This is a genomic window from Mycobacterium colombiense (genome assembly GCF_001953985.1).
GTDB lineage: Bacteria > Actinomycetota > Actinomycetes > Mycobacteriales > Mycobacteriaceae > Mycobacterium > Mycobacterium colombiense_B.
In genome coordinates, this window is record NZ_MBEI01000049.1 from 82,125 (window position 1) to 102,390 (window position 20,266).

At 68.1% G+C, this 20,266-nt stretch carries 24 protein-coding genes; 17 read left to right on the top strand and 7 right to left on the bottom strand.

Features of this window, described 5'->3' with window-relative positions; all coding sequences use genetic code 11:
* The first annotated feature begins 56 nt into the window (after positions 1 to 56).
* The 5 genes from mshA (at position 57) to regX (ending at position 4,685) form a co-directional block, all read left to right on the top strand.
* Positions 57 to 1,331: a D-inositol-3-phosphate glycosyltransferase gene (gene mshA, locus A5732_RS12050; protein ID WP_076102301.1), complete on the top strand. Its 1,275-nt coding sequence runs from the start codon at positions 57 to 59 to the stop codon at positions 1,329 to 1,331.
* Positions 1,328 to 1,852, top strand: a complete 525-nt coding sequence (locus tag A5732_RS12055) for a YbjN domain-containing protein (RefSeq protein ID WP_064952686.1) — start codon at positions 1,328 to 1,330, stop codon at positions 1,850 to 1,852. Before mshA ends, A5732_RS12055 begins: the two co-directional genes overlap by 4 nt.
* Positions 1,853 to 1,877: 25 nt before the next feature.
* The gene (locus tag A5732_RS12060) at positions 1,878 to 2,627 is read left to right on the top strand and encodes a phosphoglyceromutase (RefSeq protein WP_076102302.1); all 750 of its coding nucleotides are present in this window, start codon (positions 1,878 to 1,880) and stop codon (positions 2,625 to 2,627) included.
* A gap of 154 nt (positions 2,628 to 2,781) precedes the next feature.
* Positions 2,782 to 4,005 (top strand): sensor histidine kinase, encoded by a 1,224-nt coding sequence (locus A5732_RS12065; RefSeq protein WP_142256595.1) that lies wholly within the window; start codon positions 2,782 to 2,784, stop codon positions 4,003 to 4,005.
* Positions 4,002 to 4,685: a two-component sensory transduction protein RegX gene (gene regX / locus A5732_RS12070; RefSeq protein ID WP_064952683.1), complete on the top strand. Its 684-nt coding sequence runs from the start codon at positions 4,002 to 4,004 to the stop codon at positions 4,683 to 4,685. The genes A5732_RS12065 and regX overlap by 4 nt, the downstream gene beginning before the upstream one ends.
* Positions 4,686 to 4,810: 125 nt before the next feature.
* On the opposite strand, the gene A5732_RS12075 is transcribed toward regX, so the two are convergent.
* The gene (locus A5732_RS12075; protein WP_076102304.1) at positions 4,811 to 5,755 is read right to left on the bottom strand and encodes a hypothetical protein; all 945 of its coding nucleotides are present in this window, start codon (positions 5,753 to 5,755) and stop codon (positions 4,811 to 4,813) included.
* 54 nt (positions 5,756 to 5,809) lie between these two features.
* Positions 5,810 to 6,604, bottom strand: a complete 795-nt coding sequence (locus A5732_RS12080; protein ID WP_064952680.1) for a hypothetical protein — start codon at positions 6,602 to 6,604, stop codon at positions 5,810 to 5,812.
* Between the two features lie 119 nt (positions 6,605 to 6,723).
* On the opposite strand from A5732_RS12080, the gene A5732_RS12085 reads away from it, so the two are divergent.
* The 9 genes from A5732_RS12085 to A5732_RS12125 all read left to right on the top strand — a co-directional run bounded on the left by A5732_RS12085 (position 6,724) and on the right by A5732_RS12125 (position 14,257).
* On the top strand, positions 6,724 to 7,740 hold the full coding sequence (locus tag A5732_RS12085) for a Ppx/GppA phosphatase family protein (protein ID WP_064952679.1): 1,017 nt from the start codon (positions 6,724 to 6,726) through the stop codon (positions 7,738 to 7,740).
* On the top strand, positions 7,737 to 8,726 hold the full coding sequence (locus tag A5732_RS12090) for a hypothetical protein (RefSeq protein WP_076052472.1): 990 nt from the start codon (positions 7,737 to 7,739) through the stop codon (positions 8,724 to 8,726). Before A5732_RS12085 ends, A5732_RS12090 begins: the two co-directional genes overlap by 4 nt.
* Before the next feature lie 15 nt (positions 8,727 to 8,741).
* On the top strand, positions 8,742 to 9,584 hold the full coding sequence (locus tag A5732_RS12095) for a sugar phosphate isomerase/epimerase family protein (protein WP_065055130.1): 843 nt from the start codon (positions 8,742 to 8,744) through the stop codon (positions 9,582 to 9,584).
* Positions 9,585 to 9,609: 25 nt separating this feature from the next.
* Positions 9,610 to 10,461 carry a thioesterase family protein gene (locus tag A5732_RS12100; RefSeq protein ID WP_076102305.1) on the top strand — a complete coding sequence of 284 codons (852 nt, stop codon included), beginning with the start codon at positions 9,610 to 9,612 and terminating at the stop codon, positions 10,459 to 10,461.
* A 27-nt stretch (positions 10,462 to 10,488) separates the two neighbouring features.
* Positions 10,489 to 11,364 carry a pyrroline-5-carboxylate reductase gene (gene proC, locus A5732_RS12105; protein ID WP_171975011.1) on the top strand — a complete coding sequence of 292 codons (876 nt, stop codon included), beginning with the start codon at positions 10,489 to 10,491 and terminating at the stop codon, positions 11,362 to 11,364.
* A 138-nt stretch (positions 11,365 to 11,502) separates the two neighbouring features.
* Entirely contained in the window at positions 11,503 to 11,760 is a 258-nt protein-coding gene (locus A5732_RS12110; protein WP_040629292.1) for a cell division/environmental response transcriptional regulator, read from the top strand.
* Between the two features lie 146 nt (positions 11,761 to 11,906).
* Complete coding sequence (locus tag A5732_RS12115; RefSeq protein ID WP_003402602.1) at positions 11,907 to 12,008, top strand: 30S ribosomal protein bS22; 102 nt, start codon at positions 11,907 to 11,909, stop codon at positions 12,006 to 12,008.
* Between the two features lie 51 nt (positions 12,009 to 12,059).
* Positions 12,060 to 13,187, top strand: a complete 1,128-nt coding sequence (locus tag A5732_RS12120; RefSeq protein WP_076052475.1) for an SDR family oxidoreductase — start codon at positions 12,060 to 12,062, stop codon at positions 13,185 to 13,187.
* Positions 13,169 to 14,257: a lysophospholipid acyltransferase family protein gene (locus tag A5732_RS12125; protein ID WP_170880017.1), complete on the top strand. Its 1,089-nt coding sequence runs from the start codon at positions 13,169 to 13,171 to the stop codon at positions 14,255 to 14,257. Before A5732_RS12120 ends, A5732_RS12125 begins: the two co-directional genes overlap by 19 nt.
* Before the next feature lie 69 nt (positions 14,258 to 14,326).
* On the opposite strand, the gene A5732_RS12130 is transcribed toward A5732_RS12125, so the two are convergent.
* The 5 genes from A5732_RS12130 to A5732_RS12150 all read right to left on the bottom strand — a co-directional run bounded on the left by A5732_RS12130 (position 14,327) and on the right by A5732_RS12150 (position 17,471).
* Positions 14,327 to 15,256: a cyclopropane mycolic acid synthase family methyltransferase gene (locus A5732_RS12130; protein WP_076052477.1), complete on the bottom strand. Its 930-nt coding sequence runs from the start codon at positions 15,254 to 15,256 to the stop codon at positions 14,327 to 14,329.
* Complete coding sequence (locus tag A5732_RS12135; RefSeq protein WP_064952671.1) at positions 15,257 to 15,778, bottom strand: FAS1-like dehydratase domain-containing protein; 522 nt, start codon at positions 15,776 to 15,778, stop codon at positions 15,257 to 15,259.
* A 43-nt stretch (positions 15,779 to 15,821) separates the two neighbouring features.
* Complete coding sequence (locus A5732_RS12140; protein WP_076052478.1) at positions 15,822 to 16,733, bottom strand: HAD family hydrolase; 912 nt, start codon at positions 16,731 to 16,733, stop codon at positions 15,822 to 15,824.
* 146 nt (positions 16,734 to 16,879) lie between these two features.
* On the bottom strand, positions 16,880 to 17,170 hold the full coding sequence (locus tag A5732_RS12145) for a WXG100 family type VII secretion target (RefSeq protein ID WP_076102306.1): 291 nt from the start codon (positions 17,168 to 17,170) through the stop codon (positions 16,880 to 16,882).
* Positions 17,163 to 17,471, bottom strand: a complete 309-nt coding sequence (locus tag A5732_RS12150; RefSeq protein ID WP_076102307.1) for a WXG100 family type VII secretion target — start codon at positions 17,469 to 17,471, stop codon at positions 17,163 to 17,165. The genes A5732_RS12145 and A5732_RS12150 overlap by 8 nt, the downstream gene beginning before the upstream one ends.
* Positions 17,472 to 17,530: 59 nt before the next feature.
* Here A5732_RS12150 and A5732_RS12155 point away from each other — a divergent pair, with 59 nt between their 5' ends.
* From A5732_RS12155 to hemC, 3 genes are all read left to right on the top strand, one after another.
* A complete protein-coding gene (locus tag A5732_RS12155) occupies positions 17,531 to 17,800 on the top strand; it encodes a glutaredoxin family protein (protein ID WP_076102308.1) in 270 nt (89 codons plus the stop codon).
* Positions 17,801 to 17,925: 125 nt separating this feature from the next.
* Positions 17,926 to 19,296 (top strand): glutamyl-tRNA reductase, encoded by a 1,371-nt coding sequence (locus A5732_RS12160; protein ID WP_076102309.1) that lies wholly within the window; start codon positions 17,926 to 17,928, stop codon positions 19,294 to 19,296.
* Positions 19,297 to 19,309: 13 nt separating this feature from the next.
* The gene (gene hemC, locus A5732_RS12165) at positions 19,310 to 20,257 is read left to right on the top strand and encodes a hydroxymethylbilane synthase (protein WP_076102366.1); all 948 of its coding nucleotides are present in this window, start codon (positions 19,310 to 19,312) and stop codon (positions 20,255 to 20,257) included.
* Positions 20,258 to 20,266: the final 9 nt, after the last annotated feature.

Sequence of the window (20,266 nt, forward strand, 5' to 3'; positions counted from 1 at the left end):
ACTTTGTGTCCAGCGCGCTTGGGCTGGCGGAGAACCCATCCTGTAAAGATGACAGGGTGCGGCACGATGAGGTTTTCCGGCTGAATGAACCACGCCGGGTCGCCGTGTTGGCGGTCCACACCTCACCACTGGCCCAGCCCGGCACCGGCGACGCGGGCGGCATGAACGTCTATGTGCTGCAGACCGCGCTGCATCTGGCGCGGCGGGGCATCGAGGTGGAGATCTTCACCCGCGCGACCGCCTCCGCCGACCCGCCGGTCTCCCGGGTGGCGCCCGGGGTGCTGGTCCGCAACGTCGTGGCGGGCCCGTTCGAAGGCCTCGACAAATACGACCTGCCCACCCAGCTGTGCGCGTTCGCCGCCGGGGTGTTGCGCGCCGAGGCATCGCACGAGCCCGGCTACTACGACATCGTGCACTCGCACTATTGGCTGTCCGGACAGGTCGGCTGGCTGGCACGGGACCGCTGGGCAGTGCCGTTGGTGCACACCGCGCACACGCTCGCCGCGGTCAAGAATGCCGCGCTGGCCAAGGGGGATTCGCCCGAGCCGCCGCTGCGCACGGTCGGCGAGCAGCAGGTCGTCGACGAGGCGGACCGGCTGATCGTCAACACCGACGACGAAGCCAAGCAGCTGATCTCGATTCACCACGCCGACCCGGCGAGGATCGACGTCGTCCATCCCGGAGTGGACCTCGACGTGTTCCGGCCCGGCGACCGCGGGGCCGCCCGGGCCGCCCTGGGCCTGCCGCTCGACGAAGACATCGTGGCGTTCGTCGGCCGGATCCAGCCGCTGAAGGCGCCCGACATCGTGTTGCGCGCCGCCGCGCAACTGCCCGGCGTGCGCATCGTGGTGGCCGGCGGGCCCTCGGGCAGCGGGCTGGCCTCCCCGGACGGATTGGTGCGGCTGGCCGACGAACTCGGCATCACCGAGCGCGTGACGTTCCTGCCCCCGCAGTCGCGCCCGAACCTGGCCACGCTGTTCCAGGCGGCCAATCTCGTTGCGGTGCCCAGCTATTCGGAGTCCTTCGGCTTGGTCGCCCTCGAGGCGCAGGCGTGCGGGACGCCGGTGGCCGCGGCCGCGGTCGGCGGGCTGCCGGTGGCCGTGCGGGACGGGGTGACCGGCACGCTGGTGGCCGGGCACGACGTCGGGCGGTGGGCGGATGCGCTGCGCCGGCTGCTGCGGTTGCCCGCGCCGCAAGCCGAGGAGATGGCCCGCGCGGCGGCCGCGCACGCCGCCACGTTTTCCTGGGACCACACCACCGACGCGCTGTTGGCCAGCTATCGGCGCGCGATCCGCGAGTACATCGACGAGCGCCGGGACGTGGGCGCATGACCGCCACGGTGGAGCGCGTGATCGAGGACGCCCTGCAGGCCAGCGGGCTGAACTACTCGAAACACGCTGGCGCACATGGTGGTCTGTCGGGACTGGTGGTGGAACTGCCCGGCGAGCGCAAGCTGAAGACCAACACCATCCTGAGCGTTGGCGAGCATTCGGTGCGGGTCGAGGCGTTCGTGTGCCGCAAGCCCGACGAGAACCACGAAGGGGTCTACCGATTCCTGCTCAAGCGCAACCGCCGCCTCTACGGCGTGGCCTACACGCTGGACAACGTCGGGGACATCTATCTGGTGGGACGGATGTCGCTGGCCTCGGTGGACGCCGACGAACTCGACCGGGTGCTCGGGCAGGTGCTCGAAGCGGTGGATTCGGACTTCAATACGTTGCTGGAGTTGGGTTTTCGCTCGTCGATCCAGAAGGAGTGGGAGTGGCGGGTGTCTCGCGGTGAGTCGCTGAAGAACCTGGAGGCGTTCGCCCACCTGATCGAAGACGACGACGATGACGCTGACGACCGCTGAATGAGTGCGTGAGAGACTAACCGGCATGGGTGACACCGCCACGCTGGTACTGCTTCGCCACGGCGAAAGCGAATGGAACTCGCTGAACCTCTTCACCGGTTGGGTCGACGTCGGCCTCACCGAGAAGGGCCGCACCGAGGCCGTGCGCAGCGGTGAGTTGCTGACCGAGAACAACCTGCTGCCCGACATCCTCTACACCTCGCTGCTGCGCCGGGCCATCTCCACCGCGCACCTGGCGCTGGACGCCGCCGACCGGCTGTGGATTCCGGTGCGGCGCACCTGGCGGCTCAACGAACGTCATTACGGGGCGCTGCAGGGGCTGGACAAGGCGGAGACGAAGGCGCGCTACGGCGAGGACCAGTTCATGGCCTGGCGGCGCAGCTACGACACGCCGCCCCCGCCCATCGAGAAGGGCAGCACCTACAGCCAGGACGCCGATCCCCGGTACGCGGACATCGGCGGGGGCCCGCTGACCGAGTGCCTGGCCGACGTGGTCGTGCGTTTCCTGCCGTATTTCACCGACGTCATCGTCCCGGACCTGCGCAGCGGCAAGACGGTGCTGATCGTGGCGCACGGCAACTCGCTGCGGGCTCTGGTCAAGCACCTCGACCAGGTGTCCGACGACGAGATCGCCGGATTGAACATCCCGACCGGCATCCCGCTGCGCTACGACCTGGACGCTGACCTGCGGCCCGTGGTGCCCGGCGGCATCTATCTGGATCCGGAGGCGGCCGCCGCGGGCGCCGCCGCGGTTGCCAGCCAGGGGCGCGGCTGACGCCGGCGGGCCCGTCCGGTAGGGCCAGATAAAGGCCATTTAGCCAAACATCGCGTGAACGGGAGCGGAACACCTGTGGCGCAAGATGTGACTTGTCCGATTTTGGCCTCGTTCCGCTAGGGCAGCGTTCAGGAAGATTTGTAGGATTTGCTATGTGACTGTGTTCTCGGCGCTGTTGCTGGCCGGGGTTTTGTCCGCGCTGGCGCTGGCCGCAGGTGTATTGGTCGGAATCCGGCTGTCACCGCGGGCGGTGCAGCGCCGCCAGCGGGTCGAGTGGACCGGGATCACCGTCGCGCAGATGCTGCAACGCATCGTGGCGCTGATGCCGCTGGGCGCGGCGGTGGTGGACGCCCACCGCGACGTCGTCTACCTCAATGACCGGGCCAAGGAGCTGGGTCTGGTGCGCGACCGCCAGCTCGACGACCAGGCCTGGCAGGCGGCGCAGCAGGCCCTGACCGGCGTCGACGTCGAATTCGACCTGCAGCCGACGAAACGGCCGGGCGGCCGGTCCGGGCTCTCGGTGCACGGGCAAGCCCGGTTGCTCAGCGAAGAAGACCGGCGGTTCGCCGTGGTCTTCGCCCACGATCAGTCCGACTTCGCGCGAATGGAAGCGACCCGGCGCGACTTCGTGGCCAACGTCAGCCACGAACTCAAGACCCCGGTCGGCGCCATGGCGCTGCTCGCCGAGGCCCTGCTGGCCTCCTCCGACGACTCCGAAACCGTGCGGCGGTTCGCCGAGAAGGTGCTCGTCGAAGCCAACCGGCTGGGCGACATGGTCGCCGAGCTCATCGAGCTGTCCCGGTTGCAGGGCGCCGAACGGCTGCCCACCGTCATCGAGGTCGACGTCGATCAGGTTGTGGGCGAAGCGATTTCGCGCCACAAGGTGGCAGCCGACAACGCCGATATCGAGGTGCGCACTGACGTGCCCAGCGGTCTGCGGGTGCTGGGCGACGAGACGCTGCTGGTCACCGCCCTGGCCAACCTGGTGTCCAACGCGATCGCCTATTCGCCGCCGGGTTCGCCGGTGTCGATCAGCCGCCGCCGCCGCGGCGACAACATCGAGATCGCGGTGACCGACCGCGGCATCGGAATCGCCCTGGAAGACCAGGAGCGGGTTTTCGAGCGGTTCTTCCGGGGGGACAAGGCGCGCTCGCGCGCCACCGGCGGCAGCGGGCTGGGCCTGGCCATCGTCAAGCACGTCGCGGCCAACCACAACGGCAGCATCGGCGTGTGGAGCAAACCCGGAACCGGATCGACATTCACCCTTTCCATTCCGGCTGCCATCGCGTCTGATCAGGACCATGACGAATCCGAGCAAGCACCGGGTCGCGACGTGCGGCCCAACCGCTCACAACGAGAGGAAGAACTAAGTCGATGACCAGTGTGCTGATCGTGGAGGACGAGGAGTCGCTGGCCGATCCGCTGGCCTTCCTGCTCCGCAAGGAGGGTTTCGAGGCCACCGTGGTGACCGACGGTTCGGCCGCGCTGGCCGAGTTTGATCGGGGCGGCGCCGACATCGTGCTGCTCGACCTGATGTTGCCGGGAATGTCCGGCACCGACGTATGCAAGCAGCTGCGTGCGCGTTCCAGCGTGCCGGTGATCATGGTCACCGCCCGGGACAGCGAGATCGACAAGGTCGTGGGCCTCGAACTCGGCGCCGACGACTATGTGACCAAGCCGTATTCGGCGCGCGAGTTGATCGCGCGGATCCGGGCGGTGTTGCGCCGCGGCGGTGACGACGATTCCGAGATCAGCGATGGCGTGCTCGAATCCGGCCCGGTGCGGATGGACGTGGAACGTCACGTCGTCTCGGTCAATGGCGACACGATCACCTTGCCGCTCAAGGAGTTTGACCTTCTCGAGTATTTGATGCGCAACAGCGGCCGGGTGCTGACCCGCGGTCAGTTGATCGACCGGGTGTGGGGTGCCGACTACGTCGGCGACACCAAGACGCTCGACGTGCACGTCAAGCGGCTGCGGTCGAAGATCGAATCCGACCCGGCCAACCCGGTGCACCTGGTGACGGTGCGGGGGCTGGGCTACAAGCTCGAAGGCTAGCCCGACGGCTCCGCCGGCGGCGTGATGTCGAAGAGGGTCCGGTCATCGTCGTTGGCGCTCAACGTGATACGCCGACGCATGGCCGATGGCGCGGCGAAGCTCGACGATGAAATCGGGGACCGGCGTCACCTCGGGATTCTTTCGTTGGTCTCGGGCGCTTCGGTCCCACGCAGGCCCACCTCGGCGTGTCCGAGCACCGACCATCGCCGGTGATCGATCTCGATGTGGATGTCGGCCTGTTCGGTGTTGGTGCACACCGCGGTGCCGCCGTCGGGATCGGTGTAGCCCAGGCTCACGCATCGGTCCGGCGGCTGGTCGACGCGGATGAGCACCCGGCGACCGCCGATGCGTCCCGCCAGCTGCCAGTGCCGCGGGTCGAGCCGCGTCCGCATCCGCAGCGATGGCAAAATGCTTGCGGGCCAATCCTTTCCGTCGAGCCGGAAGCGCACGAAAGCCAGCGGTGCGAGCCGGCGCAGTCCCGGCTTGTGTGAGACGGCGGTGACCACCTCGAGGACGTCGCCGCCGCCGAGGTCGGCGTGGATCCATCCCCAGCGTCTGGCGTTGCCGTGTCCGTAGATGTGGGCGATGCCGCCGCGCCATCCCGCGATGGGCGTGACGGTGTTTTCGTCGGTCAACGAGCCGGTGAAGTCGGCGGTGGGGGCGAGGACGACCTGCGCGCCGGGCAACAGCTCGCGCTCCCACGCCCGGCGGGGGAACGTCCACAGCGGGCGGGCGGTGTCCGCCCAGGACAAATCCCAGGCCAGCGACCCGGCCCGGCCGGCCAGCCGCCCATCGGCCAGCCGAACCCCGGCGGCGTCGAACCAGTCCGCGCCGGCCGCGGGCCGGGTGGGCTCGGGGCCGAACCGTTCGGTGCGGGGTGACCCGTCGGGCGGAAACCGGGTGACCCAGCCGTGTGCGTAGGGAGCGCCCTGCACGGGAGCCACCGTCTCGCAATGAATCCACAACCCGGCGCGTGTCCGCGGGTCCGACAGGGTGGCGTACCAGACTTCGAGGCGCCCCGCCGTGCCGCGCCACCGGGGAGCGGCGGCCGACCGCTTTTCGTCGTCCATCGCTTGCTCCCGTCGCCGACCGCGGCTTACCGGGTATCCGCCTGAAACGTGCGGCTACTCGGCGATCCGAGTCGCCGGGTGCACCGCGATAAGCCCTAACTTGCTGCGGCGCTTGCACATTGCGGCCAGCTCCGCATATGCCTTGGCGCCCAGCAGCTCGGTGAGTTCGTCGGCCAGGCTCTCCCACACCTGCTTGGCGCCGACATGGGCGGCCGGATCGCCGGTGCAGTACCAGTGCAGGTCGGCGCCGCCGGAACCCCAACCGCGGCGGTCGTATTCGGTGACCCAGGTCTTGAGGATCTCGGTGCCGTCGGGCCGCGTCACCCACTCCTGGCTGCGGCGGATGGGCAACTGCCAGCAGACATCCGGCTTCATGGTCAGCGGCGGCACGCCCAGCTTGAGGGCCTTGCTGTGCAGCGCGCAGCCGACGCCGCCCGCGAAGCCCGGCCGGTTCAGGAAGATGCACGCGTCCTTGTGCTTGCGGGTGCGGTACTGCGGTTGGCCGTCGTGCTCGTCGAGCTCGAGATAACCCTTGCGGCCCAACCCTTTTTCGCGAAATTGCCAGTCGGCGTCCGTCAGCTTTTTCACCGCGTCGTCCAGGCGGGCGCGGTCGTCGTCGTCGGACAGGAACGCACCGTGCGAGCAGCACCCGTCGTCCGGGCGGCCCTCCACCGTGCCCCGGCAGGCCGGGGTGCCGAACACACACGTCCACCGGGAGAGCAGCCAGGTCAGGTCCGCCGCGATCAGGTGCTCGGGGTTGTCCGGGTCGTAGAACTCCACCCATTCGCGGGCGAAATCCAGTTCGACCTCTTGTCCCGGTTCCAGGTGCGAATTCGCCACGTAGTCCACGTTAGACCACGGTTCGGCCCGTTTGAGGCGCTGACACTCGGGGTCCGTATGGCGGCGATCACGGCGGGTTAGCCGGGTCGCGCAAAGCATCGCCCCCGAGGCTTCGTTAGTTTGTTTACGTGCGATTGGGCGTTCTCGACGTGGGCAGCAACACGGTGCATCTGCTGGTGGTCGATGCCCACCGCGGCGGTCATCCGACGCCGATGAGTTCGACGAAAGCCACTCTGCGTCTGGCCGAGGCCACCGACAGCGCCGGCAAAATCACCAAACGCGGTGCCGAGAAGCTGATCTCCACGATCGACGAATTCGCCAAGATCGCCGACAGTTCGGGCTGCGCGGAGCTGATGGCCTTCGCCACTTCCGCGGTCCGCGACGCCGGCAACTCCGAGGACGTGCTGAGCCGGGTGCGCAAGGAGACCGGCGTCGAACTGCGGGTGCTGACCGGCGTCGACGAGTCGCGGCTGACCTTCCTGGCGGTGCGCCGATGGTACGGGTGGAGCGCGGGCCGCATCATCAACCTGGACATCGGTGGCGGCTCGCTGGAGATGTCCAGCGGGGTGGACGAGGAGCCCGAGGTCGCGTTGTCACTGCCGCTGGGCGCCGGGCGGCTCACCCGCGAGTGGCTGCCCGACGATCCGCCCGGCCGGCGCCGGGTGGCGATGCTGCGGGACTGGCTGGACGCCGAGCTGTCCGAGGCCAGCGTGAACATCCTGGAGACGGGTAGTCCGGACCTGACGGTGGCGACGTCGAAGACTTTCCGCTCGCTGGCGCGGCTCACCGGTGCGGCGCCGTCGGGCGCTGGGCCGCGGGTCAAGAGGACGCTTACAGCAAACGGCCTCAGGCAACTCATATCTTTCATCTCTAGGATGACGACCGCTGACCGGGCAGAACTGGAAGGAGTGAGCGCCGAGCGGGCACCGCAGATCGTTGCGGGTGCTCTGGTGGCGGAGGCAAGCATGAGAGCGCTGTCGATCGAATCGGTGGATATTTGCCCGTGGGCATTACGGGAAGGTCTCATCTTGCGCAAACTCGACAGCGAAGCCGACGGATCGGCCCTCATGGAGCCTTCGGTGCGCGATGCTGGAGGTCAGGTAGTTGATCGGAATCAGAACCGATCGAGAGGCGACAAACCATGACCGGACCGCACTCCGAGGCTGAGGGCCCCGGCACCCGGCCCATCTCGGTTGCCGAGTTGCTGGCAAGAAACGGAACCATCGGCGCCCCGGCGGTCACCCGGCGGCGTCGCCGCCGGCGCGGCGACAGCGACTCGGTGACCGTCGCCGAACTGACCGGCGACCTTCCGGTGATCCGCGATGACGACGACGAACCCGCGCGCAACGCCAACGAAGCCACCGACACGATCGACGCAGTCGATGCGGCGCCGCCCGCCGCGCCTCCCGCCCGGGAGGCCGTCGCCGAGCCGGTGACCAAAGCCGAGCCCAGGGCGCCCTACTGGTCCGAGCCCGAGCCGCGCTGGCCCAAGTCACCGCCGCAGCCCAAGCGCGCGCCGGGGCCCGAGCGCAGCGAATACCCGCGGCCGTTGCCCGAAGCCGGCCCGTCCGGTTCGTCCGCCAATGGCACCGGCCAGGGCGGCTCCGGGGCCGAGGACATGAGCTTCGACCCGCTGGACCACTACGCCGACGTCCCGGTGGACGTCATGGACTCCGAAGTGCGCGAGGCCGAACCGGCGCTGGAGGACTCCGCCTACGTGCGCTCCTTCCTGCGATCCGGGGATGACGAGGACGACGAGGACGGCTCGGGACCGCTGCCGGCCGGGGTGCTCGGCGATGACCACCTCGACCTCGAGGACCGGGAGGCGGACGCCGCCGCGGACGCGCACCCGGAGCAGGGCAGATTCGACGCCGTGTGGCGCGGCGGCGTGGTCGTGCTGCAGTCGATGCTGGCCGTCGCGTTCGGCGGCGGGCTGTTCGTGGCCTTCGACCAGCTGTGGCGCTGGAACAGCCTGGTGGCGCTGGTGCTATCGGTGCTGGTCATCCTGGGCCTGGTGGCCGGGGTGCGGGTGGTCCGCAAGACCGAGGACATCGCCAGCACGTTGATCGCGGTCGCGGTGGGTGCGCTGATCACCCTGGGACCCTTGGCGCTGTCGTTGCAATCGGGCTAAGCGGCACCGTAGACAGTGCGCCCCGCCATCAAAGTCGGCCTTTCCACGGCTTCGGTGTACCCGTTGCGGGCCGAGGCGGCTTTCGAGTACGCGGCCCGGCTCGGCTACGACGGCGTCGAGCTGATGGTGTGGGCCGAGTCGGTCAGCCAGGACGTCGCCGCCGTCAAGAAACTGTCGCGGCGCTACCGCATCCCGGTCTTGTCGGTGCACGCGCCCTGCCTGCTGATCTCGCAGCGGGTGTGGGGCGCCAACCCGGTCCCCAAGCTCGATCGCAGCGTGCGCGCCGCCGAGGAGCTGGGCGCGCAGACCGTGGTCGTGCACCCGCCGTTTCGGTGGCAGCGGCGCTACGCCGAGGGTTTCTCCGAGCAGGTGGCGAAGCTGGAAGCGTCCAGCGACGTGCTGGTCGCGGTGGAGAACATGTTCCCGTTCCGGGCCGACCGGTTCTTCGGGGCCGGCCAGTCGCTGGAACGGATGCGCAAACGCGGCGGCGGACCGGGCCCGGCGATCTCGGCATTCTCGCCCTCCTACGACCCGCTCGACGGCAACCACGCGCACTACACGCTGGACCTGTCCCACACCGCGACCGCGGGCACCGACTCGCTCGACATGGCGCAGCGGATGGGGTCGGGGCTGGTGCACCTGCACCTGTGTGACGGCAACGGCCTGCCCGCTGACGAGCACCTGGTGCCCGGGCGCGGCACCCAACCCACCGCCGAGGTGTGCCAGATGCTGGCCGGCAGCCATTTCACCGGGCACGTCATCCTGGAGGTGTCCACGTCCAGCGCGCGTTCCGCCAACGAGCGCGAGGCCATGCTCGCCGAATCGCTGCAGTTTGCCCGCACGCATCTGCTGCGCTGACCAAGCCGGGAGAAATCCAGACAACATGAGTGCGTTATTCACCACCGCAATGACGTTGCGGGAGGTCGATTCGGGCGTCTTTGAGGGCGAGCTCGACAAGCGCTGGACCATCGGTCCCAAGGTGCACGGCGGCGCGATGCTGGCGCTGTGCGCCAACGCCGCCCGCACCGCCTGGGGTGGCCAGTCCGACGGCCTCGAGCCCGCCCAGCAGCCCGTCGCGGTGTCGGCGAGCTTCCTGTGGGCGCCCGACCCCGGCCCGGTGCAGCTGGTGACCTCGATCCGCAAGCGGGGCCGCCGGATCAGCGTCGTCGACGTCGAGCTCAACCAGGGCGACCGCACCGCGGTGCACGCGGTGGTGAACCTCGGCGAGCCCGAGCACTGGCATCGGGACGGCTCGGAAGGGATAGCCAGGCCGCTGCTGTCGGCCAACCCGGTGCTGGACCTGATGGCGCCCGAGCCACCCGACGACATCGAGCCGATCGGGCCGGGTCATCCGCTGGCCGGCCTCGTGCACCTGGGGGAGGGGTGCGACGTGCGGCCGGTGCTGTCGACGATGGCGCCGCGCAGCGACGGGCGCCCGCCGGTGATCCAGATGTGGGCGCGCCCCCGCGGGGTGGCCCCGGACGCGCTGTTCGCGCTCATGTGCGGCGACCTGTCGGCGCCGGTGACCTTCGCCGTGGACCGCACCGGTTGGGCGCCCACCATCCAGCTCACGGCGTTTCTGCGTGGCCTGCCGGCCGACGGTTGGCTGCGCATCATCGCGACCTGCACCGAGATCGGGCACGACTGGTTCGACGAGGACCACACCGTCGTCGACAGCCTGGGCCGCCTGGTGGTGCAGGCCCGCCAATTGGCACTGGTCCCTGCCGCTCGCTAGAGCGCGGTGTCTGCGATGCTGTCCGGCATGGCAAGAATCGCGATCATCGGTGGCGGCAGCATCGGGGAGGCACTGCTGTCGGGTCTGCTGCGGGCGGGCCGTCAGGTCAAGGACTTGGTGGTGGTCGAGCGGGTTCCCGAGCGCGCCAAGTACCTGGCGGACACGTATTCGGTGCTGATCAGCTCGGTGTCCGACGCGGTGGAGAACGCGTCTTTCGTCGTGGTCGCGGTCAAACCGGCCGACGTCGAGTCGGTGATGGCCGAGATCGCCCGCGCGGCGGGCGCCGCCGAGAGCGACACCGCCGAGCAGGTCTTCGTCACGGTCGCGGCCGGGGTCACCATCACCTACTTCGAGTCGAAGCTTCCGGCCGGGACGCCGGTGGTGCGCGCCATGCCGAACGCGGCGGCCCTGGTCGGCGCCGGGGTCACGGCCCTGGCCAAGGGGAGGTTCGTCACCGCGCCGCAGCTCGAAGGCGTCTCGGCCCTGTTCGACTCCGTCGGCGGCGTGCTGAGCGTGCCGGAGGGCCAGATGGACGCCGTCACCGCGCTGTCGGGCTCCGGCCCCGCGTATTTCTTCCTGCTGGTCGAGGCCCTGATCGACGCCGGTGTCGCCGCGGGTCTGAGCCGTGAGGTGGCCGCCGACCTGACCGCGCAGACCATGGCGGGCTCGGCGGCGATGCTGCTCGAGCGCATGGACGCCGATCGGCAGCTGGGTGAGGCCGAGGCCCCGGGGCTGCGGGTGGACGCCACGGCGACGCAGCTGAGGGCGACGGTGACCTCGCCCGGCGGTACCACCGCGGCGGGCCTGCGTGAGCTGGAACGGGGGGGCCTGCGAGCGGCGGTCGACGCGGCCGTTCAGGCCGCCAAAATGCGCTCTGAGCAGCTAAGAATTACATCAGAGTAATCCAAGTTTTTTGAACGGATTGTCCCCCACCAGTACCAGTAACCCCATTAGTCCCGCTATTCTCCTTGTGTAAGCACGTGTGGGTGCCAGCGGAGGGGAAGCCGCTGGCATGCGCGTGCCTGACACGATTGGGTTGCGATGACGTCTAGTAACGGGCCATCAGCGCGAGATGCTGCAGGTAAGCCACGGGACGCCAGTTCCGTTGACAGCCAGCAGGGCAGGACGCAGTTCCTCACCGTCGCCGAGGTAGCCGCGCTGATGCGGGTCTCCAAGATGACGGTGTACCGGCTGGTGCACAACGGCGAGCTGCCCGCAGTCCGGGTGGGTCGGTCCTTCCGGGTGCACGCCAAGGCCGTCCACGACATGCTGGAGACGTCCTACTTCGACGCCGGCTGACCTGAAACGGTGCCGCTCGCGGGCGGCATCCAGGCTCCGCGGTTGCGCGGCGATCGATCGACGCCGGTTTGGTGTTCGATGCGTTCCGCCGGGTAAAGTGTCCGGGTCCAATCTTTGAAGCAGGTCACGGTCAGATAGCGGAGTTCATGGGTTCAGTAATCAAGAAGCGGCGCAAGCGTATGTCGAAGAAGAAGCACCGCAAGCTGCTGCGTCGCACCCGGGTGCAGCGCAGAAAACTCGGTAAGTAACCCCGCCCGCGGCATAGTGCCGCCATCTCGCCTGGCGGCTAGGCTGTCCGGGTGGATCCGTCGAATGGGGACAGCGCCGGCCCGGGTGACACCGCAGGCAACACGGTGCATTACCCCAAGATCGTGTTGGTCACTGGCGCCTGCCGGTTTCTGGGCGGCTACCTGACGGCTCGGCTCGCGCAGAACCCGATGATCAAAGGGGTCATCGCGGTCGATGCGATAGCCCCGAGCAAGGACATGCTGCGCAGGATGGGGCGCGCCGAGTTCGTCCGGGCCGACATTCGTAATCCCTTCATAGCCAAGGTGATTCGCAACGGCGACGTCGACACGGTGGTGCATGCGGCGGCGGCATCGTACGCGCCGCGATCCGGTGGCACCGCGGCGCTGAAAGAGATCAACGTGATGGGCGCGATGCAGCTGTTCGCGGCCTGCCAGAAGGCGCCCTCCGTGCGCCGGGTGGTGCTCAAGTCGACGTCCGAGGTGTACGGCTCGAGCGCGCACGATCCGGTGATGTTCACCGAGGACAGCACCAGCCGCCGACCGTTCCGCGCCGGCTTCGCCAAAGACAGCCTCGACATCGAGGCGTACGCGCGCGGTTTGGGACGGCGCCGGCCGGACATCGCGGTGACGATCCTGCGGCTGGCCAACATGATCGGCCCGGCGATGGACACCACGTTGTCGCGTTATCTGGCCGGCCCTTTGGTGCCCACCATGTTTGGCCGCGACGCACGACTGCAACTGCTGCACGAGCAGGATGCGCTGGGCGCGCTGGAGCGTGCGGCGATGGCCGGCAAGGCGGGAACGTTCAACATCGGCGCCGACGGCATCATCATGCTGTCGCAGGCGATCCGGCGGGCCGGCCGGATTCCTTTGCCGGTACCGGGTTTCGGCGTGTGGGCGCTGGACTCGTTACGGCGCGCAAACCGTTACAACGAGATCAGTCGTGATCAGTTTGATTACTTGAGTTATGGCCGAGTCATGGATACCAGTCGAATGCGATCAGAACTCGGCTATCACCCGAAATGGTCGACGGCGGACGCCTTTGACGACTACGTTCGCGGCCGAAGCCTAACTCCCATAATCGACCCACATCGGGTACGCTCCTGGGAAGGTCGCGCCATATCCCTAGCGCAGCGCTGGGGTAGCCGAAATCCAATTCCGTGGGGTGGGGTCAGGTAGGTATCGTGGCGGGTGAAACCAGAGCGAATGTCATTCCACTGCACACTAATCGGGGTCGGGTAGCGGCTCGTCGGAGAGCCGATCAAAGAGCAGAGTCAACTCGCCAACATCCTTCGTTACTGTCTGATCCGAACGGCCGTGCGTCGGCCGAGCAGATCGCCGCGGTGGTCCGCGAAATCGACGAGCACCGCCGCGCCGCGGGATCATCGTCCGCCGATGCACCGCTGAACGACCTGGCGCAGCGCGTCGCCTCGGTTGCCGGATTCCTCCGCCAGCGGCTGCTGGGCGACTACAGCGTCGACGAGTTCGGTTTCGACCCGCACTTCAACAGCGCGATCGTTCGGCCGTTGCTGCGGGTGTTCTTCCGGTCCTGGTTCCGGGTCGAGGTGAGCGGTATCGAGAACCTGCCGGATGACGGCGCCGCGCTGGTGGTCGCGAACCACGCCGGCGTGCTGCCGTTCGACGGGTTGATGCTGTCGGTGGCCGTCCACGACGAGCACCCCGCGCAGCGGGACATGCGGCTGCTGGCCGCCGACATGGTGTTCGATCTGCCCGTGGTGGGCGAGGCGGCCCGCAAGGCCGGCCACACCATGGCCTGCACGACGGACGCGCACCGGTTGCTCGCCGCCGGCCAGCTCACCGCCGTGTTCCCGGAGGGCTACAAGGGGCTGGGCAAGCGGTTCGAGGACCGCTACCGGCTGCAGCGGTTCGGCCGTGGCGGATTCGTCACCGCGGCCCTGCGGACCAAGGCGCCGATCATCCCCTGCTCGATCATCGGGTCCGAGGAGATCTACCCGATGCTGACCGACGTCAAGCTGCTGGCGCGGCTGTTCGGGCTGCCGTACTTCCCGATCACGCCGCTGTTCCCGCTGGCCGGTCCCGTGGGTCTGGTGCCGCTGCCGTCGAAATGGCACATCGCGTTCGGTGAACCGATCCACACCGATGACTACTCGGCCTCCGACGCCGAGGACCCGATGGTCACCTTCGAGCTGACCGACCAGGTGCGCGAGACCATCCAGCAGACGCTGTACCGGCTGCTCGCCGGCCGCCGCAACATCTTCTTCGGCTGATCCGGCCGCGCCCCGCAAAAGGAAACGCCACCGCGGAAATCCGCGGTGGCGTTGACCTTTCAAGAACGACTACTTGACCATCGTGAACTGGCAGACGTTGGTGTAGCCGTCGCGGAACAGGTCCGAGCAGCCCCTCAGGTACTTCAGGTAGATGTCGTAGGTCTCCTGCCCCTTCAGGGCGATCGCCTCCTCCTTGTGCGCCTCGAGGGCGTCTCCCCAGGCGGTCAGCGTCGGAACGTAGTTCTTGCCGATGTAGTGGTGGCGTTCGATCTTGAAACCCGCGTCGGTTGAGTACTTGTCGACCAGGTTGACCTGGGGCAACTTTCCGCCCGGGTAGATCTCCTTCAGGATGAAGCTGATGAACCGCAGCAGGGTCATGTTCACCTGCAAGCCCATCGCTTTGCCCTCTTCGGCGGTGGGCACCACGATGCTGTGCAGCAGCATCCGGCCGTCGTCGGGCAGCAGGTCGTAGTACTTCTTGAAAAAGGTGGCGTAACGCTCGTATCCGGCGTCGCCCGCGCCGTCGGCGAAGTGCTCAAACGCGCCCAGCGACACGATGCGGTCGATCGGTACGTCGCCGGGGAATTCCTCCCAGCCCTGGATCCGCACCTCCTTGCGGCGGGGGCTGTCCATTTTGTCGAACTCCGCCACGCAATGGGCGTACTGGTTCTCGCTGAGCGTCAGGCCGATGACGTTGACGTCGTACTCGGCCACTGCGTGCCGCATCGTCGAGCCCCAACCGCTGCCGATGTCCAGCAGCGTCATGCCGGGCTCGAGGTTCAGCTTGTCCAAGGCCAGCTTGCGCTTGGCGTACTGCGCCTCTTCCAGCGTCTTGGTCAGATTCTGGGGGTCCGGGTTTTCGTCGAAGTAACCGCAGCTGTAGGTCATCGACGGGTCGAGCCAGAGCTTGAAGAACTCGTTCGACTTGTCGTAGTGCGACCGGACCTTCTCGACCGGCGGCTTCAGTTGCGTGCTTCCCGTGTCCCCGTGTGCTGACATTTATAACGCCCCTAACTTCCCTGCAGAAATGGATGCCACTGCCGCGGCGGTAGCTTCAACGTCCGCTTGATTCGAAGACTCTCCCAGCATCGTGACGACACTCGTGACGATCGGCTTTCCATCGGCATCGGTCACTTCGCTGCGGATCTCGGCCAGCACGGTGCCGTGGGACTCAATCACCGAGTCGAGATAGGTGTCGAAGTACAGCCTATCGTGGGCCAGGATCGGCCGGTGGAACTTGAATTTCTGGTCGCGGTGAATGACGCGGGCGATGTTGATCGGAATGCTGAACTTGGTGAAGATCTCCAGCTGCACCCGGCGCCCAGCGATCGCGAGGAACGTCAACGGCGCCACCATGTCGGGGTACCCAGCATTGTGGGATTCACTCTCGTCGAAGTGGGCCGGGTGGTCGTCCTTGATCGCCAGCGCGAACTCACGGATCTTCTCGCGACCGACCTCGAAGTAGTCCGGTGCGCGGTAATGGCTGCCGATGAGTCCTTCGGCTTCCTTGGGGACCGTCATGGCGTATGCCCTCCGCTCGATTGTGCCTGCGCGGCGCAGCCTATCAGCGCGATTGCCGCCGAGAGGCCAGCGCAGCCAGTGCACCACCGGCCGCGCCCAGCGCCAACGCCGACGGCACCCCGATCCGCGCCGCCTTGCGCGCGGTGCGGAAATCGCGAATCTCCCAGCCGCGCTCCCGGGCCAGGGCGCGCAGGCGGGCGTCGGGATTGATGGCGACCGCCGTGCCCACCAGCGACAGCATCGGGACGTCGTTGAAGCTGTCCGAGTAGGCGGTGCAGCGTTTGAGGTTGAGCCCCTCGCGAATCGCCAGCGAGCGCACCGCGTGCGCCTTGCCGGTGCCGTGCAAGATGTCGCCGACCAGCCTGCCGGTGAAGACGCCGTCCACCGATTCCGCGACCGTGCCCAGCGCGCCGGTCAGGCCGAGCCGCCGCGCGATGGTCGCGGCGAGCTCGTAGGGCGTTGCGGTGATCAGCCACACCTGCTGGCCGGCGTCCAGATGCATCTGCGTGAGCTCGCGGGTGCCGGGCCAGATCTTGTCGGCGATGATCTCGTCGTAGATCTCCTCGCCCAGGGCGACCAGTTGTTCGACCGATCGGCCCTCGATGAAGGCGAGCGCCTTGCGCCGGCCGGCGGCGACGTCGTTGCTGTTTTCCGTTCCGAGAATCTGGAACTTGGCCTGCGCGTAGATGAATCCGACCACGTCGCGATACGTGAAGTAGTTGCGCGCGGCCAGCCCGCGCCCGAAATGCACCGCCGATGAGCCCTGTACGAGTGTGTTGTCCACGTCGAAGAAGGCGGCGGCGGTCAGGTCGATGGGGGGCTGCGGGCGGTCTTCCGAGGCGGCGGCTTCTTCCCGCATGCCCTCGATCGCGCGCGCCGCGCTGGCGTCCGCGCCCAGCGACTCCAGGTCGACGTGACCGGATTGGTCCGCGTTGGCCGGGTCAGAGGAAGTCATCGTCAAACCTCCTAGATCGCTGTGTTGCCTGGCGACCCAGCGGGTGCCCGATCTCCAACCCTATCGGGCAGATGGCGTGCGGGCGTTGACGTGTCCCGGGCCGGTCGATGAGTTCGGCGGGGTCACACGCCAGTGGCGCCCTGTGTTCACGACCACATACCGAGATTCGTCGACATCGCGCCGGTGTAGTTGCCGTGGGCGGTCGTGGCGACCTTCTCCAGTTGCGCCAGCGCTTCGCGCATCATCGCCTCGCCGCGGACCCAGTGCTGATGCGCCTCGGCATGAGCCGCCGCGGCCGCTCCCGTCCACGATGTGTGCAAACGCGTTACGCGAGAATCGATTTCGGCGATCATGTCTTCGGCATAGCGTTGGAACGCCGCCATCCGCTGCACCGCGTCGGTCAACGCCTGGGGATCGACCCGAAACGCCTCAGCCACCGCGCACCGCCCGCTCCGCCTGGGCGGACCCCGCCTCGTTGCTCTGGTACGCCCCGCCGGCCTGGCCCACCAGGTGCGCCAGCATCGACAACCCGAGCTCTACCTCGCGGGCGCCCTTATGCCACAGCTCCCACGCGGATCCGTACGCGGTGCCCGCCGCGCCCTGCCAACCGCCCAGCAGCTGACCCACTTGATCGTCGAGCTGGGACAGCTGGGCCGACAGCTGCTCGGCCGCACCGCTGAGCGAGACCGCTGCGCCCTGCATGACGACGGGATCGACCCGCAGCGTTTCGTCGGCCATGGTCGGAACATAACGCCTGGTAGATGGCCTGACAAGTCACCGATGACACACTGGTGCCCATGACTGAGTCGACCGGCCGGCCGCAGGTGGAGCTGTTGACCCGCGGCGGGTGCACCATCTGCGAGCGGGCGCATGCGCGATTGGTCGAACTGGCCGGTGAATTGGGCTTCGAGTTGTCCATCACCGACGTCGACGCGGCGGCCGCGGCAGGCAACACCGCGCTGCGGGCCGAGTTCGGCGACCGGTTGCCAGTGATCCTGCTCGACGGCCGCGAACACAGCTACTGGGAGATCGATGAGCCCCGGCTGCGGGCCGATCTCGGCGCCTGACCCGTCCCGCGCCGCCCGGTCGGCCGGCGCGGGGCAATTATTTGGTAGCCCAGCTGATAAACGTTTACCGTGGACAGCAGTTCAGTTACTGGAGGAAGCAAGGGAGCTGGCCAGGTGATGCTGCCGTGAGCGTCTTGCTCTTCGGGGTTTCGCACCGCAGTGCGCCGGTCTCCGTCCTGGAACAACTCAGCATCGACGAGTCCGATCAGGGCAAGATCGTCGACCGGGTGTTGCAGTCGCCACTGGTGACCGAGGCGATGGTGCTGTCTACATGCAACCGGGTCGAGGTCTACGCGGTGGTGGACGCGTTCCACGGCGGGTTAGCGGTGATCGGGCAGGTGCTGTCGGAACAGTCCGGGATGTCGATGACCGACCTCACCAAGTACGCGTACGTGCGGTACAGCGAGGCCGCCGTCGAGCACCTGTTCGCGGTCGCCAGCGGCCTGGATTCCGCGGTGATCGGCGAGCAGCAGGTGCTCGGTCAGGTCCGTCGCGCCTATGCCAACGCCGAGACCAACCGCACCGTCGGCCGGATTCTGCACGAGCTGGCCCAGCGGGCCCTGTCGGTGGGCAAGCGGGTGCATTCCGAGACCGCCATCGACGCCGCCGGCGCCTCGGTGGTGTCCGTCGCCCTGAGCATGGCCGAACGCCGCCTGAAGGGCTTGTCGGGCAAGACCGCCGTCGTGGTCGGCGCCGGTGCGATGGGCGCCCTGGCCGCGGCGCACCTTTCCCGTGCCGGCATCGGGCAGGTCCACGTGGTCAACCGGTCGCTGTCGCGGGGCCAGCGCTTGGTCCGCAAGATCCGCGACGCCGGCGTGCGGGCCGACGCCGTGCCCTTGGAGCGCCTGCCCGACACCCTGGCCGGCGCCGATGTCGTCGTCAGCTGCACCGGCGCGGTGACCCCGGTGGTCTCGCTGGCCGACGTGCACCACGCGCTGGCCGCCGCGCACCGCGACGAAGAGACGAACCCACTGGTCATCTGCGACCTGGGGATGCCGCGCGACGTCGACCCGGCGGTGGCTGGTCTGCCCGGCGTCTGGGTCGTCGATGTGGACCGCGTCCAGCACGAGCCCTCGGCCCACGCGACGGCGGCGGACGTCGACGCCGCCCGCACCATCGTCGCGACCGAAGTTGCTGCCTATCTGGCCGGACAGCGGATGGCCGAGGTCACGCCGACGGTCACGGCACTGCGCCAGCGGGCCGCCGATGTGGTCGAAGCGGAACTGCTGCGCCTCGACAACCGGCTGCCCGGGCTGGAGAGCGCCCAGCGCGAGGAGGTGGCCCGCACCGTGCGACGGGTGGTGGACAAGCTGCTGCACGCGCCGACCGTGCGGATCAAACAGCTGGCCAGCGCGCCCGGCGGTGACAGTTACGCCGAGGCGTTGCGCGAACTCTTCGAACTCGACCAGACCGCGGTCGATGCCGTGGCCGCGGGCGAATTGCCGGTCATTGCAAACGGATTCGACGCGGGTACTCCGCAGCAGACCGCCGAGTAGGCGCTTGGCGAACGTGATCCGGATAGGTACCCGGGGCAGCCTGCTGGCCACCACCCAGGCCGGGGGCGTCAGAGACGCTTTGATCGCGCTGGGACACCCGGCCGAGCTGGTGACCATCACCACGGAGGGGGACCGCTCATCGGCGCCCATCGAGTCGCTCGGCGTGGGTGTCTTCACCACCGCGCTGCGCGAGGCCATGGAAGAGGGCCGAGTCGACGCCGCCGTGCACTCCCACAAGGACCTGCCCACCGCCGATGACCCGAGGTTTGCTGTGGCGGCCATACCGTTGCGCAACGATCCGCGCGACGCGGTGGTCGCGCGCGATGGACTGGTACTCGCGGAGTTGCCAGCCGGTTCGCTGGTGGGCACGTCGTCGCCGCGGCGGGCCGCGCAGCTTAGAGCATTGGGTCTCGGTTTGGAAATCCGCCCCCTACGAGGCAACCTAGATACCAGGTTGAACAGGGTAAGCAGTGGTGATCTCGACGCGATCGTGGTAGCCCGGGCGGGACTCGCCCGGATCGGTCGCCTCGACGATGTCACCGAGACGCTAGAGCCGGTGCAGATGTTGCCAGCACCGGCTCAGGGCGCGCTCGCCGTCGAATGCCGTGCCGGTGACACCCGGTTAGCGGCAGTGCTGGCGGAACTGGACGACGCCGACACGCGGGCGTCGGTCACCGCGGAGCGAGCCCTGCTGGCCGAACTGGAGGCCGGTTGCTCCGCACCGGTGGGCGCGATCGCCGAAGTGGTCGAGTCCATCGATGAGGAAGGCCGGATCTTCGAAGAGCTGTCGCTGCGCGGTTGCGTAGCGGCGCTGGACGGATCCGACGTGATCCGTGCGTCCGGTATCGGCAGTCCCGGTCGGGCACGAGAGCTTGGGCTTTCGGTGGCCGCGGAGCTGTTCGAGCTGGGCGCCCGAGAGCTGATGAGCGAAGCGCGGGAAGACCCGGCGCGAGGAAATTAATTGCGAGTT

Bases quoted from the DNA above. Each gene is read 5' to 3' on its own strand.
- A5732_RS12130 (WP_076052477.1), bottom strand. From the start codon at position 15,256: ATGTCAGCACACGGGGACACGGGAAGCACGCAACTGAAGCCGCCGGTC.
- A5732_RS12150 (WP_076102307.1), bottom strand. From the start codon at position 17,471: ATGGCCGACGAAACGCTGCGGGTCGATCCCGTCGTCATGCAGGGCGCA.
- A5732_RS12155 (WP_076102308.1), top strand. From the start codon at position 17,531: ATGACTGAGTCGACCGGCCGGCCGCAGGTGGAGCTGTTGACCCGCGGC.
- A5732_RS12060 (WP_076102302.1), top strand. From the start codon at position 1,878: ATGGGTGACACCGCCACGCTGGTACTGCTTCGCCACGGCGAAAGCGAA.
- proC (WP_171975011.1), top strand. From the start codon at position 10,489: ATGGCAAGAATCGCGATCATCGGTGGCGGCAGCATCGGGGAGGCACTG.
- A5732_RS12055 (WP_064952686.1), top strand. From the start codon at position 1,328: ATGACCGCCACGGTGGAGCGCGTGATCGAGGACGCCCTGCAGGCCAGC.
- A5732_RS12140 (WP_076052478.1), bottom strand. From the start codon at position 16,733: ATGACTTCCTCTGACCCGGCCAACGCGGACCAATCCGGTCACGTCGAC.
- A5732_RS12090 (WP_076052472.1), top strand. From the start codon at position 7,737: ATGACCGGACCGCACTCCGAGGCTGAGGGCCCCGGCACCCGGCCCATC.
- A5732_RS12100 (WP_076102305.1), top strand. From the start codon at position 9,610: ATGAGTGCGTTATTCACCACCGCAATGACGTTGCGGGAGGTCGATTCG.
- A5732_RS12135 (WP_064952671.1), bottom strand. From the start codon at position 15,778: ATGACGGTCCCCAAGGAAGCCGAAGGACTCATCGGCAGCCATTACCGC.
- A5732_RS12075 (WP_076102304.1), bottom strand. From the start codon at position 5,755: ATGGACGACGAAAAGCGGTCGGCCGCCGCTCCCCGGTGGCGCGGCACG.
- regX (WP_064952683.1), top strand. From the start codon at position 4,002: ATGACCAGTGTGCTGATCGTGGAGGACGAGGAGTCGCTGGCCGATCCG.
- A5732_RS12115 (WP_003402602.1), top strand. From the start codon at position 11,907: ATGGGTTCAGTAATCAAGAAGCGGCGCAAGCGTATGTCGAAGAAGAAG.
- A5732_RS12110 (WP_040629292.1), top strand. From the start codon at position 11,503: ATGACGTCTAGTAACGGGCCATCAGCGCGAGATGCTGCAGGTAAGCCA.